General features: G+C 54.3%; 9 protein-coding genes and 1 tRNA gene. 3 read left to right on the top strand and 7 right to left on the bottom strand.

From position 1 onward, the window contains the following. Positions 1 to 9 precede the first annotated feature (9 nt). The 4 genes from ccsA to argH form a co-directional block, all read right to left on the bottom strand. Positions 10 to 4,347, bottom strand: coding sequence for a cytochrome c biogenesis protein CcsA (gene ccsA, locus R3C20_17490; GenBank protein MEZ6042300.1), 4,338 nt, complete (start codon positions 4,345 to 4,347; stop codon positions 10 to 12). 265 nt (positions 4,348 to 4,612) lie between these two features. After that, on the bottom strand, positions 4,613 to 5,191 hold the full coding sequence (locus R3C20_17485; protein MEZ6042299.1) for a hypothetical protein: 579 nt from the start codon (positions 5,189 to 5,191) through the stop codon (positions 4,613 to 4,615). A 327-nt stretch (positions 5,192 to 5,518) separates the two neighbouring features. After that, positions 5,519 to 7,549, bottom strand: a complete 2,031-nt coding sequence (gene ftsH, locus R3C20_17480) for an ATP-dependent zinc metalloprotease FtsH (GenBank protein MEZ6042298.1) — start codon at positions 7,547 to 7,549, stop codon at positions 5,519 to 5,521. Between the two features lie 223 nt (positions 7,550 to 7,772). Next, a complete protein-coding gene (argH, locus tag R3C20_17475) occupies positions 7,773 to 9,149 on the bottom strand; it encodes an argininosuccinate lyase (protein ID MEZ6042297.1) in 1,377 nt (458 codons plus the stop codon). A gap of 620 nt (positions 9,150 to 9,769) precedes the next feature. Here argH and rplM point away from each other — a divergent pair. From rplM to mgtE, 3 genes are all read left to right on the top strand, one after another. Further along, a complete protein-coding gene (gene rplM, locus R3C20_17470) occupies positions 9,770 to 10,285 on the top strand; it encodes a 50S ribosomal protein L13 (protein MEZ6042296.1) in 516 nt (171 codons plus the stop codon). A gap of 298 nt (positions 10,286 to 10,583) precedes the next feature. Then, positions 10,584 to 10,958 carry a 30S ribosomal protein S9 gene (rpsI, locus tag R3C20_17465; GenBank protein ID MEZ6042295.1) on the top strand — a complete coding sequence of 125 codons (375 nt, stop codon included), beginning with the start codon at positions 10,584 to 10,586 and terminating at the stop codon, positions 10,956 to 10,958. A 107-nt stretch (positions 10,959 to 11,065) separates the two neighbouring features. Further along, complete coding sequence (mgtE, locus tag R3C20_17460; GenBank protein MEZ6042294.1) at positions 11,066 to 12,442, top strand: magnesium transporter; 1,377 nt, start codon at positions 11,066 to 11,068, stop codon at positions 12,440 to 12,442. Positions 12,443 to 12,476: 34 nt separating this feature from the next. On the opposite strand, the gene R3C20_17455 is transcribed toward mgtE, so the two are convergent. The 3 genes from R3C20_17455 to R3C20_17445 all read right to left on the bottom strand — a co-directional run bounded on the left by R3C20_17455 (position 12,477) and on the right by R3C20_17445 (position 14,224). Further along, positions 12,477 to 12,561: transfer RNA gene (locus R3C20_17455), tRNA-Ser, on the bottom strand. 110 nt (positions 12,562 to 12,671) lie between these two features. Further along, complete coding sequence (locus tag R3C20_17450; GenBank protein ID MEZ6042293.1) at positions 12,672 to 13,310, bottom strand: ABC transporter ATP-binding protein; 639 nt, start codon at positions 13,308 to 13,310, stop codon at positions 12,672 to 12,674. Beyond that, on the bottom strand, positions 13,307 to 14,224 hold the full coding sequence (locus tag R3C20_17445; GenBank protein MEZ6042292.1) for an ABC transporter permease: 918 nt from the start codon (positions 14,222 to 14,224) through the stop codon (positions 13,307 to 13,309). Before R3C20_17445 ends, R3C20_17450 begins: the two co-directional genes overlap by 4 nt. Positions 14,225 to 14,452 lie beyond the last annotated feature (228 nt).

The following is a 14,452-nucleotide window of genomic DNA, read 5'->3' as shown; positions in this document are numbered from 1 at the left end:
TCACTCGCTTTATGCGTTGCCGGTCACGGCTCGTTCTGACTTGTCGTTTCTGAATGCCAGACCAATAGACAATGCAAACACGATAACGACAACCTGAGAAATGAAAAACATCCCCAGAGCCAGCAGGCGTCCTTCGGTGAACCCATACGTGTGCAGGCCCGCCTTCAGTTCGTTAACGCCAAACCAACTCCATGCAGTGACAATATTCCCGACGATCGCGAGCACTGAGGTGCCATAGTTGCGGACAAGCTTGTCCCATCTGGCGTGCAGGATCAATGCATTCCAGAGAACAATCAGCATCGCGCCGTTCTCTTTTGGGTCCCATCCCCAGAATCGCCCCCAGGAGTCATCTGCCCACAAGCCGCCAAGGACCGTGCCGACCAGACTGAAGAACAGAGCAAAACACAGGACGCCGTAAACCAGTTGTCCAATCGATTTGAGTTTCTCGCCACGGGCAGCCGCGCCAGGCAGGCAGGACATGACCACGTAGGCGATGCCAATGGCACCGGCGAGGAATGTGGCAGAGTAGCCAAGGGTAATACAAACGACATGAGTCGCGAGCCAGAACGTCGTGTCCAGTACAGCCTGCATGACTCCAAAGGTATCGCCTTCATCCATTGCCAGATAGTGTGCGATTACCAGAGTCGCCGAACCAACACAGCATCCAAGAATATTTCCAATTCCGTTGCGAAGCAGCCGCTCGATAAAGAACGAACCAAGCACGGCAGCCCAGCCGATGAAAATAGCGGATGAATAGAGATTTGTGACAGGTGGGCGTCCCGAGATCCAGATCCGCAGGATCAATGCCCCCGTATGCACAGCAAAGCCCAGTGCCATGAGCCAGAAGGATGTCCTCCGCAGGGTCTTCCCCATCACGATCCAGCTGAAGAATGTCAGCACCAGAGCCGGCAGGTAGATACAGATTGCCTTGTAAAAGCCAGCGTAGAAGTTGAACCACGCTTCAACTCGAACAACCCTGGGATTGACGTGAGCAATGGCTTTCGTATTCAGAGTCGTGTGGTATTCGCTGACGGTTTCATTGAACTTTTCGACGTCACCGCTTCGCCAGGCAGCCAGGATACCGGTCATGTAGGTTGCATTTGAAGAGAACACCTCTTCATTTTCGCCACCTGGCAACAAATGACCGGCCCGCATCTGCACATCGCGGAACGCAAGTTTTGCAAGTTCCTCATTCATTGCCGCCGTCAGTTTATCTTCATCCTCAGCACCTACCTGCTGCAGTCGCTGTCGAATGGAAAGCAGCTGTGGATCATTGGGATTTGCTGAATTCAGGGTACTGAAGACCTCAAAGAGATCTGACGAAATGCGTTCCGAAGCGAGTCGTCGAATCTGCTCAGACGACAGAGAAGACATCATCTCTTCGGGTGTCTGCCCGTCTTTGGATTGCGAGATGGTATTGAGGATGGACTGAAGAAACGGATCCTGCATTGATGCCATTGCCTGAGCGGCCCTGGCCTGCAATGTCATCTTCGATTCCGACGACTGATTCTCGACAGAGGACTTCAGAATTGCGTAAGTTCCCGTGAGAGCATTGGTGACAATCTTGCCTGGCAAGCCGTCATTGATGTACGAAAGCAATTCTTCTTCCGTCTGAATTCCCGCAGCCTTCATTTGCGTGGACAGACCAAGCAGTGCATTCGCCCCCACCATGGTTTCCCAGGACCGCTGTTCATTGTCATTGCCCGTGGGCACGCTCATGACAGCCGGTTTATCGCCCAGGATACGCAGTATGCGCCAGGAATCCACAAGTGACGTCAACAGGTCCCCGGATTCGCGGGTCAGGAACATGTTGCTCATCGAATCGATCCGGGACACCGTTTCGAATAGGCCACTGACGCGACGATGAAGCTGCGTCATCTGGTGATCCTTCTTCTGACGCTGCAGCATGATGGCTTCCTGATTGATGGATTCGAGTGATTTCAGATTCGCTCCGATCTCTTCCATCGAATAGGTCAGCCCAGCGCGTTTTTCGAGGCCCAGCAGCGACAGGACCTGATCGTCATCAATCCGCACGACACGATGACGCCGAGCGACGTCGGGACGCGCGACAACATCCAGAAACCAATGCACCGGCTCCATGCGGCGAATCATCAGTGGCCGCATCCGCTCTTCAATTGCGTCTTTGCCGGAGGCGGTCAAATCGACCATTTTCTCAATCCACTCCTCATATCGACCATTGAAGTCCTGCAATGACGAGGTGTCGGCAGTAGGCCAGCCTTTCCGGAAAGCATCCAGGATGGCTTCACGCTTCTCTGCGATCTCGCCGGGTTCCATTTCGCCCTTGAATGTTGATTTGTGCGAAGTGAGCATTAGCTGGATACGTGCAAACGAATCGATGGGCTGTGCCCGACCATTCCACGCAATCGGCAGCTCCGCAAACCGGTAAAGATTCATCGCCCCCTGAACATCCCTGGGGGTTCGCATGTCTTTACTGAGCCAGATTGCGAAGAGCAAAACTGTGACGACCGGAACCCACGTTCGCCATGCGTCTGAACGATCCTGAGATTCTTGCTTCGAATCAATGCTGGTCGACGCCAGCGCAGAGCTCGCATCGGACTTCACCGAACCATCGGACTCATCGACTCCGGGCGCCCCCTTGACTGGTGTGCGTTCAATTCGGTCCAGATAGCGGGTCAGTGTGTGCCAGAACTGGGCAAACATCCCAAAAGAAACAATCATGCAGGCGATATATGGCAACATCCATCCACTGTTGCGAACCACAGACAGGGTTGTCGCTTCGGTCCCATCTTCCAGTTTGTTGTACCCTGACTGATAGAATGTCTCGCCCTGATAACGCAGCGGATTATTCATCCACAGGGTGAATTCTTCCTTTGCTCCGGTTTCAGGATTCAGAATGGCGATGGTTGAACGGTAATCCCGAGGCGTTGAGGAGCCGACATAATCCGTCCGGCTGACATCCAGTAGTTCCACCTCGTATGGACGATAGTTTCTCTGGAATCTCAGGTAGAAGCGATAGTCCTTCCCATCGAAGGACACCTGTTCGGCAATAGGTACAGAACGAAGTTCACTCACATTCTGGGCCACCAGAATGGTCGATTTGACTTCACTGGTTTTCTTGTCGATGACATCGACGTAAACAGCGCTCTCATCGTTGGTGTCGTCCATACCGGTCACCGCCGGAATCTCGACCGCAGCCGCGAAGGATCCAAGCCCCGTTTCAGTCTGAATTTCATCATTCGGAAGCAGAGGGCGAAGTTGGCTGTTTCGAACGAACTTACGGACAGCTACGTTGAACGGAAGAGATTCGAGTGGAATGATCTGATTCTCTGCGTCGGTTTGGCGGGCAGCGTCGACAATTGCCGCTTCCGGTATCACCACCATCTTGTCGTGACCATCTTCCTGCCGTACCGCAATTGCCAGTTCACGTTCTCTGATGTCGCGGACAAAGGTTGACGATTGTCCCTCGACCAGCGAAAGCATGTTCTCTTTGCCATGGAGTCCGACAACCACCTCGCTGATCATCAGCATGGCAACTCCGATATGCAGCAAAACGATCCCGCCGCGTTTTCCGAACAGCATGTTGCAACCAATCAGCAGGATGGCCGAACAAAAACTACCCTTCAGCAACTGCCACAGAATACGCATGGACGACGGTTTCAGCCTCGCATCGTCGCCACCAATGATAAAGTAGATCAGCACACCAAGGATAATCGCCCCCAAGGCCAGCATGATGATCTGTGCATTTCGGGTTTCAGCACCGCCCACAACTTGTGCGGCGGCCCCGATACAAAGCCCTCCGCTGACACCCATCACGGCCAGCACTGTGTACCAGAGCTGATTGTCGGTCAGAATAAAGTTGCCGGTTTCCACTCCGGTTTGCACATTTCCGGTGTAGATAACAACACTTGTCAAAGCGGCCCCGAGCGCCAGCACAACAATCGCAGCCGAGAGCCTGGTACCGGAGACACGAACCTTGAACCGCAGTAAATGAGCGGCGGTCAGGTTCATCAGCATGACAGTCCCAATCAACCATCCGCCAGGGAAAGGGATGTATCGAAACGCACCCAGCCGAGACCAGTCGTAGTCCCCAAGCTGAGGGAACATGGATGGCGGAAACAAATCTGCGAGGTCAATCCAGGCAAGAAAAGTGCGAAAATAGTCGCCCATCACCAACCAGACATCACGTCGGCTTTGGGCGAGGCTGCCGACAAACACGATGAACATTGAAAGAGCGAACAGCACGATCGTCAACTTCATCGAAGCCAGCGGACGCAGCACAGGCGTGACCACTTCGATAAACGATTGCCGACTGGTTTGATCATCGTCTGCAGTGTGAAACGAACTCGGAATCGTTGTCGTTGACATGCTTCGCGATCCTCACAAGGACAAGGCCCTGCCCAAAATCGAGCTGACGCCTGGACCCTATCGATGATCGATCCTGTCGATGACCGATTCGATCCAATGTCGCTCAGAAACAATGCCTGCACAGTACAGGCATCATATCGATTCATCCGTTCCTCAGGGACGTTCGCCCCAGAACCAAATTCAACGCCAATTCACCGTGGTCAAGAAACAAAACGAAGTCGAATACAGATTTCAAAAGTCACCCCGGGCTGGTAATTCATGCCCGCTAATTCACCACTCGCACTGACTCACAAAAACGTCGAAACTCAGCGCCACTGTCTCTGACGGCCATCTCATTTCCTCGATAACGCAACACCCACATCTTATCTTCCACAGAAAGAATCAACGCGAGAATCGATTCCTTCTTCCCTTTCAACTGCACGTAGGAACCGGTCTGCCCATCGCCGAGATCAATGGTCTCCACATCCTTCATCATCTCGTCCGGTGCCGCATCATCAAGTTCGATTTGACCGCGCCAGCGGGCAATTTGCGGCACGATGCCGGCAGAGCCGGGGAGATCCGTCAAAGTGACTCTTGCTTCCACGTCCTTCTGATCACTGGTCACCCATGCGAGCACGCTGAACTGATCATTTGCCGCAGTCCGCCAGCCTTCGGGCTGGGTCCACTTGAGTGGAATCGAGCCAAACGAACGACGCAACACTTCTGATGTGATGACCTTGTCTTCTTCAGGCTCTACGACGTACTCGCGGATCTCAGCCTTGTTACCGCATCCCGTCAGACAGGCGAACAAAAGCAATCTGAGGAAGAGAGGAGTGCGTAATTTGATGGACGCCGCTGTGTTCATGGATGAATTCTGTGATCACGGATGGGTTCTGTGTACTTGGATGGTCTCGGCAGGATTTTCTCCGGGACCAGGTAAGGTTCCGGGGCAGGCAAATTGAAGGGAACTGCCGAAGCAGTGGGATCGTGGAGGTGGGATTTCGTCTGGTCTTCGACGAGTTCGAATGCCTGGCAGGTAAACTCATGCCACCAGGATGGTGACATGCTTCGCCAGCGCACGCATCATTGTACGCATTCAATTCGCAATTTTCATCAAACACGGTAAACGGTTACCAGGATTGACGTTCCGACTTGACGGACGATGCCTGCGACAAATCAGTACAAATTGTTGTCATGCGTCAGCGGCATCGCGCAAAGGAGGCTCTGCATCTTCGGTCGTGGATGTGCTTCCGGGCGTTGGCGGTTCCGGCAGCGCCAGGTTCGTGCCATGCATGATCTTGGGCCCGGTGCGATTCTGCTCAATTACAAGGTGCATGTGTTCAGCAGACATCGTTTCCATCTCAATCAGATCAGCCGTCAACTTATCAAGCGTCCTGCGCTGAGATGTCAGCGTTTCAAATGCCGTCCGGTAGGCTTCATCGACCAGCCGTTTTACCTCCTGGTCGATCTCTCGAAGCGTGGCTTCCGCGTGGATGGATTCTGATACAACCGCACCTGCGCCAGCAAGAAACGGCGAGCGTTGCGCCTCACTGTAGTACATTCGCCCCATCCTTGGGCTCATTCCAAACTCCGTCACCATTCTGCGAGACAAATCGGTGGCACGCTGCAGGTCGTTCTGTGCTCCCGTTGAAGTCTCGTTGTAGACGATCTGTTCGGCCGCGATGCCCCCCAGGAGAACAGCGATGCGGCTCTGCAATTCCGATTGCGTCAGTAATTCACGTTCATTCTCCGGCAGTTGAAGCATGTACCCTAATGCTCCCATACCTCGGGGAATGATTGAGATCTTGTGGACCGGATCCGTGTGCGGCAAGCTGGCCGCAACCAGGGCATGGCCCGATTCATGGCAGGCCACACGGCGTTTGATATCGTCCAGAATGATCCGGGAGGTCTTCTCCAGCCCCGCCATCACCCGTTCAATACCGTCTTCGAATGACCGCATCGTGACACGTTTTTCATCACGACGCGCTGACAATAAGGCTGCCTCATTGACAAGGTTGGCAAGATCCGCACCAACAAATCCCGGTGTCAGTTTCGCCAGTCGTTTGAGGTCAACGTTTGTGTCCAGTTTTACTTTTCGGGCATGGACATTCAAAATGGCCTCTCGCCCCTTGATATCAGGGCGATCCACCAGAACATGTCGATCAAATCGCCCCGGGCGCATCAGGGCCGGGTCGAGTGTTTCCGGACGATTGGTCGCTCCCATTACGATCACGCTCTGGTCGGTGCCGAATCCGTCCATTTCCACCAGGAGCGCATTCAGAGTTTGCTCTCGTTCGTCGTGACCTCCGGGAGCGCCGCTTCCGCGAACTTTGCCCAGGGCATCCAGTTCGTCAATGAAGATAATGGCCGGCGAACGCTGCAGTGCCTGCTGGAACATATCCCGAACGCGAGCGGCCCCAACACCAACGTACATTTCAACAAAGTCGGAACCAGACAGCCCGAAAAAGGGGACTCCGGCTTCGCCCGCAACTGCCTTGGCAAGCATTGTCTTACCGGTTCCCGGAGGACCCACCAGCAAAACGCCCCTCGGAATTCGACCGCCCAGTGCCTGATATTTCTGAGGAGTTCGCAGGAATTCGACGATCTCCTTTAGTTCTTCGACGGCCTCTTCAATGCCAGCCACATCGGCAAATGTAACTCGAACATCTTCCTGCGCGTACAGACGACCACGACTTCGCCCAAACGACATCGCTGAGCCAGCTCCACCGATTCGTCGGAGGAAGAGCAGCACTGCGACGAACAGCAGAATAGTGAACAACATCATCGGGGCCAGAGCCGCCCATTCCGATGGTGGCTCAGCATAGCTGTACTTGATGGATTTCGACTTCAGCAGTTCCTCAAGGTTCGCGCGACCCACATCGCTCAACGGCAGAATGGGTACGTAGAAGCGTTTGAAGTCAGTGACGTTTGAAGCACTGACATCCTTAGTGGCGTGCGATTGCCACGCCAGGGCTGATGTGCCAATTGTCAATTCATGCACATTTGCGGAGGTGTAGTTGCCCTTCTGAAGTTCCTCCAGAAACTGGCTGTAGTCGATTCGTTCGCCGGTACGATTCCGGCTGGCAACAGACAGGACGACCACCAGGATGACGCCGATGGCAATGACATACCACATCGACAGGCCTGGACCTCGTTCCTTTCGAGGGTTCTTCGGAGCCTGCCCTTCGCCATTTGCTGAACCGGACTCTTTATCTTCTGGCATATTCTGGGTCTGTTCCGCCCGAATCGGAAACCGTTCGGTCAAACTGGTTTATGGTGTCTGGAGTTTGCTGGTCATCTCGAATCTGACATGAGACAAGCGCTACTCCACTGTAGACCTGCAAACGGAAGCGGTCAACCTGATCTCATCGGAGGCGCTGACGGAGTTTATCGGTGGGCAGGATCAATCACCGAATCGATACAACCCCTCCCGCAGGACAATCAACTCAGGAACTCAGCCTCTCTCTCCATTCCCTGACCCGTTCCGTCACAGACGATTGGCCACCGGATCCGTAAGATTGCAAGGCTTTCATCGCATTTTCAGCCCCCAGAATCTGGTAGACATCTTCCTCGATCAGGTCGCACGCTGCGCGCAGGTCATTCAGAGAAAGATCGTTCAATCGGCAGCCTGCCTTTTCGCATTTTCCAACCAGCTTTCCAACCGTTTCATGGCCGGTTCTCATGGGAACCCCCTTCTTGATCAGGTATTCCATGAGCGCCGTCGCATCCAGAAATCCGTCTTCAAGCTTCGAACGAATCTGATCCAGCTTCAGTTCCGCACCGGCAACAATCGCGGGCGTCAGCTCCAGACAGGACCGAACCGTGTCGTATGCACTGAACATAGCCAGCTTGTCCTCCTGCAAATCACGGTTGTAAGCCATAGGGAGGCTCTTCAGCAGGATCAAAAGCTGGGGAACGGAAGCCATCACGCGAGCCGTCTTGCCGCGAATCAACTCCAGAACGTCCGGGTTCCGCTTTTGCGGCATGATCGACGAACCCGTTGTGTAGGCGTCCGGCAGTCGAAGGAAATTGAACTCTGTGGTGAACCAGAGGATCCATTCTTCGCACAAGGTGCTCAAATGGGCAGAAATCAATGACAGGCCAAATACGAACTCAACCAGGTAGTCGCGGTCGCTGCTCACGTCCAGACTGTTGGCTGCGACGCCTTCGAAACCAAGGAGGCTTGCAGTCATTTGTCGATCGATCGGCAGAGACGAACCTGCCAGCGCGGCGGCCCCCAGCGGACTCACATTCACCCGTCGGCGGCAATCGGCAAGTCGGTCACGATCGCGTTGAAACTTCTCACAATACGCCAGCCAGTAGTGGGCGGCCAGTACCGGTTGTGCTCGCTGCAGATGTGTGTAACCGGGCAGGACCACGTCCGCATCCGTGGAACACCGATCGACAAAAGCACTCTGTATGTCGGCAAGCAATTTGTCGAGGTCGTCAATTGCATCTCTGACATAGAGTTTTAAGTCCGTCGAAACCTGATCATTCCGGCTGCGTCCCGTGTGGAGTTTTCTGCCGACGTCGCCGATCCTTGCAATCAGGCTGCTCTCGATGTGCATATGAATGTCTTCCAGCTCATGACTGAACGGGAAGTTGCCCTGCCGGATTTCTTCTCTGATTTCCGATAGTGTGCTGGTGATCAGGTCACGCTCGTGATCCGTAATCAATCCCACCGCAGCCAGCATGCTGGCATGGGCAATCGATCCCCGAATGTCCGCTTCGAACAGGCGGTGGTCGAAGCTGATGGATTCAGTGAACGCTTCCACACGTGGATCTGTTGCCTGACTGAAACGACCACCCCATGCCTTTGCCACGATACCCACCTTGCAGCCCTGAGAGGCCTGATCCGAAGTCAATGAAACACCAGGACCGGACTTCCGTCGATCACCAGAATTGCCTGAATTTTCCGAATTTCGGCTCCAATTGAAAATTCGCAGCGACCCGGACCCCGCCTCCAGCGGACGGATTGTTCCGCGAATCTCCATCAACTTCGCAAAGTCATCACCGTTGAGCGAAGTCTCGAAACCGATAAACCTGAAACGAAACCGGGGCGGTGGATGAACCGAAGCCAGTCAACCAAACGACGGAACAGCCGGGAGCCAGCCACCAAATTCAAGCAGATTCGCGATGAAACGCGATGCCATCCGCCTCAGGGATGCTACCGTAAACAGGCCGTCGCTTCGAGTGTCCGGCCGGCATTCGCGGAATCGGCATTCCCAGTTGGTGCATCGCAAGTGCGTTTTGTGGGTTGCAGGATTGAATGTCCGCTGCAAACTCGCTAAATTTCTCGACTTGCATCAGATAGCTGCCGATTTACCAGCGGTATTTGGCGGCTTTTTTGTTTCCATGCGGAGATGCCACACTCGTTTCTGTGGCTCCGCGGACTTTTATGTACACATGAACACGGGTTTTCAACCCAGAGGACGAACGTTCGATGCTGGCACTCGGCAAAACATGGATGGCAAAGAAAGAAGAAGTGTGTGATCCGGACTGGTTTGTCGTGGATGCCGACGGTCAGATCGTTGGTCGTCTTGCCGTCCAGATCGCAACGATCCTGATGGGGAAACACAAGGCCGACTACACTCCACACGTCAACTCAGGTGACTGTGTAATTGTAACAAATGTCGAACGAGTCCGTTTCAGCGGCGGTGCAATGCAGCACGCAGAAGTGCCGTACATGTCCACGAAGATGGGCAAGAAGAGCTACGACCGGTACACCGGATATCCGGGTGGCCTTCGCTCTCGAACCGCGGTTGAAGCCTGGCAGCACCGTCCGGAAATGATTCTTCGGGAAGCTGTTCGCCGGATGCTTCCGAAGAACAAGCTCGCGGATCAAATGCTGAAGCGTCTGCGCCTTTTCGTTGGCCCCGAGCATACGCATCAGGCACAACAGCCCAAGCCTTTTCCAGCACACATGCTGCCATCGACCAAATTGCAGGCTGACTCCTGAGAAGTCGTTTGATCTGTTCCTCGAAATTGCCGAGTGCTGCAGTTTCGAACGCTCCTGTTTTCCTCCCTATTTGTTCTGAAACGTGATGAGTATGGATCCCTCCGTAAACGAAGAACCCCAGGACGAGACCGTTGTTGCCTCTGGCGAAGAAGCAGTTTCCGCTGACGCGGAGCCTGAGGTGCCATCGTCGGATCTTCCTGAGCTGACTCTTGGCGCCGGTGCACCAGGTGAATCGGTTCCAGTCGATCCCAACTATCAGCCGACCATTCGAGGTAAGGTTGACCGCTTCGGCGTTGCAATGGGAACCGGCCGACGAAAGACGGCAGTCGCCCGAGTTCGCATCAAAGAGGGAACAGGTGTCTTCACGGTCAACGGCCGTCCTGTTGAAGAATTCCTCTGCGTGCAGCGCGACCGGGAGAGCGTAATTGCCCCGGTAAAGGCCGTTGACAAGGTCGGTCAGGTTGATATCCACGTTCGCGTTAACGGCGGCGGAACAACCGGCCAGACTGGTGCTATCATCCTTGGTATCGCTCGTGCTCTGCAGGGCATGAACGAAGCCTGGCACCACACACTTGCAACCGCTGGCTTCCTGACTCGAGATGACCGAATGGTCGAACGTAAGAAGTACGGCAAGCGGAAAGCTCGTCGAAGCTACCAGTTCTCGAAACGCTAGTTCGTTGGTTCCTCGACTTCGAGGATCGCAGCGTTCTTTTCAACTGAAATCGAGTCCCTGCTGCGGGGTTTCCGCTGGCAGGGATTTTTTTTGAACGAGTGGTTGGGATGCGGGATGCCTACCAGTCTCTGATTTTTCCGGACCTGCAGCTGATGCTCCAGGAAGGAGATCGGCACGGCCTGGCAGAATTCTGTGAAGTTGTCCATCCGGTCAAACTCGCCGAGATGCTGGAGGACCTTGAGACCAACCAGGTCTGGACAGTACTGGACCAGGCCGAGCTCGAGCTGCGGGTCGAAATCTTTGAGAATATTTCACTGCGGCGTCAGGCTGAGCTCGTCGAAACACTGGATTCCGGACGTCTGTCTGAGTTGCTGGAACAAATGTCATCGGATGACCGGGTCGACTTGCTGACCCGAATCCCGCAGGAACGCCGCGAAGATATCCTGAGGTTGATTGCCAAGGCAGAACGCAACGATATTCGCCGATTGCTCTCCTACGACGAATGGAGCGCTGGTGCGATCATGACAACGGAGTATGCGTCGCTTCCGGCCAACATCACCGTTCGTGACGCTATCGAGCGTCTTCGACTTCAGGCACCGAACAGCGAGACGATCTACTACGTTTACATTCTCGACGATAATCGGCATCTTGAGGGATTGATATCACTTCGTGAGCTTATCCTGGCAAAGCCAGAAACCCTGCTTGCAGAAATCATGCAACGGGACGTCGTGCGCATGCGAGTCTCGGATGAGCGAGAGGCCGTTGCACAGGAGCTCGCAAGATACAACTTTCTTGCCGTTCCGATTGTGGATGACGACGACAGACTCGTTGGTATCGTGACCCACGACGACGCCCTGGACGTTGTTCAGGAAGAGGCAACAGAAGATGCCTACCTGCAGGGCGGGGTACAGCCGCTCGAAGATGCCTACGAGGAGACACCAATCCTGACCATTCTCTGGAAGCGGGGAATTTGGCTGGTCTTTCTGTCAATTATGGCGCTGGCGAACGCAAGGGTACTCGACCACTATACGGGTTCCGCAGGTGAGCTCACGGCGTTGATTCTGATGTTTCTCCCGCTGGTCATGGCGAGCGGTGGAAATACCGGTTCTCAATCAGCGACCTTGTTCATCCGCATGATTGCACTGCAACCCGCCGATTCCGGAAACCAGTCCCTCCTTCGCGAACACAGAGACGTCATCACGCGTGAAATCTGGGTCGCCCTGCTTCTTGGTGCGTTACTTGCAGCCATCGATACCGTCTTCACGCTGTTCTGGTTCGGACGGAGCTGGCAGGAAGCGGCCGTTATCGGTGGTACCGTGGTCAGTGTAGTAGTGCTCGGAACGTCATTCGGGGCAGTCCTGCCCCTGATATTGCAGCGTCTGGGGTTGGATCCAGCCATCATGTCCAATGCCCTGATTGCATCGATACTCGACATTCTCGCTGTGACGATCTTCTTTCAAATAGCCATCTATACACTGTCCTGACAGATGCACCTCCGGTGTACCGACTTGTTATCAGCGGAAGGCAAGGGGTTCGAACCCTCATCTCCAGAAGAGAACCGCGTTAGCAATGCGGTCCGGCAAACCTTATCCGGCTACCTTCCATTCAGAAACCGCAGCCATTCATTCGGCTCAGTTGCTGTGACATCCTCATTGACACACGCAGACCAATCAGGTTCAGCCTGAACAGCGGGTTGCCGGAAACAAAAAGCCATCAGGTATCCATCACACGCCCGTCAGTAAGAATCAGGCGTCTGTCAGCCACCAGATTCGCTTCCTCTTCGCTGTGCGTTACATGCAGCGTCGTGACCTGCGCCGTCGTCTTCAGAGATTGAAGCAGCGTCTGCATTTCCAGTCGAGTTTCCTGGTCTAACGCACTAAGCGGCTCGTCGAGCAACAGCACCGTCGGACGAAATGATAAAGCACGCCCCAGTGCCACGCGTTGAGACTCTCCTCCGCTGAGTCCCTGGATGCGCCGAGCCAGCAGATGCCGAATGCCAAGTAAATCAGAGAGTTCGTTCACTCGTTCCGAAATTCCCGAAGCAGATACCTTTCGGATTTCCAGTGCAAAGGCGAGGTGTTCGCGCACCGTTAATGTTGGAAACAAAGCAAGATCCTGAGGTACATATCCAACCTGCCTGTCGCGCGGGGACCAGTCCGTTACGTCGACACCGTGAATCAGGATGGCACCGGAATCAATCCTGCGCAGGCCGCAAATCGCTTCGAGAATCGTAGTCTTACCCCTCCCGGTTCGCCCCATCAGTGCAACATGCTCACCGGTTTCAATGCAAAAGGACAATTGCGTGAGTCGAAAATCACCGGCGGCAATTGTCACATCCTTTAGCTCAATCATGCTGTCAGCCTTGTCCCAAGGCCACGAAGAATCAGCAACACGATCGATGCCATCAGCACCATCAGCAGCGAAACTGCCACAGCCGCGTTCAGGTTGCCAATGCTGAGTTCGAGGAAGACAGTGGTAGACAGGACTTCTGTCCGCATTCGTGTCGCGCCGGCAAACACCAGGATGGGACCGAATTCCCCCATAGCTCTTGCCCAGGCAATTGTTCCAGCGGCCATGATCCCGCGCCATGCCTGAGGCAATGCGACACGCAAGAACGCCTGACTGCGAGTGCATCCGAGAGTTCTCGCCACATCTTCTGCCCGCGGGTTAATTTGATCAAAAGTAACACGCATCGTTCGAACCGCAAAGGCACACGCCACGCTGAACTGTGCCAGAATCACCGCGCGAACCTGATACGTGACCGGATAATGAAGGTCTTGCCGCAACCAGGTTTCCAGCTCCCACCCGTTGATCTTTAAGTGAAACAGAATCAGCAGGCTTAACCCCAAAACGAGCGGCGGCAGTACGACAGGAATATCAACAAGCGTGTCCACAACCCAGCGGCCGGGAAACTGATATCTGGACAGCAGGTATCCGAGTGGAACTGCCACCCAAACGGACAACAATGCGGATATAGAGCAGGACAGCAGCGTCAGCCGAAACGCCTGCTGGATTTCCGGCTTCAACAACGCCTCTTTGAAATCAGCCACCGAAGTAAACAGCAGATCTGCGGCGAGCATCAGGACAATCAGGACGATAAAGCAGGACGATAATCCGCCCATCACAAGAAAGAACGGGACATCAGATCGGCCACTTCGCTTCAGAGCAATTTGCTGCGATAAGGCACCTGGATTCGATGCGTCATCGGTCATGATGTGCCTTGCGTTCGATGCCCACTGCTGTTTGATTTCATTTTCTGTTCCCATTGAATCATCTTCAGGCCTCCGAGTTTAGCGGAACGGCGAACATGCGGTCAAAGTACCGCAAGAGACGATTCGTACGAAAGAAGTATGCAGCATTTCGCGGAGTTCAGCAGGCAGTAAATCCAATGCTAGGAAGCTATACGTCAAGCGCGTTCAGCAGGCCATGTGCTCCGACCCGGGTGACTTAGTCGTGCAGTAAAGTGTCCATAAGCGATTGCGTCAGGGATCGCT

Source organism: Planctomycetaceae bacterium (assembly GCA_041398825.1).
GTDB lineage: Bacteria > Planctomycetota > Planctomycetia > Planctomycetales > Planctomycetaceae > F1-80-MAGs062.
The sequence above is the reverse complement of the archived record's forward strand: the minus strand, read 5'-3'. Positions and strand labels throughout refer to the sequence as shown.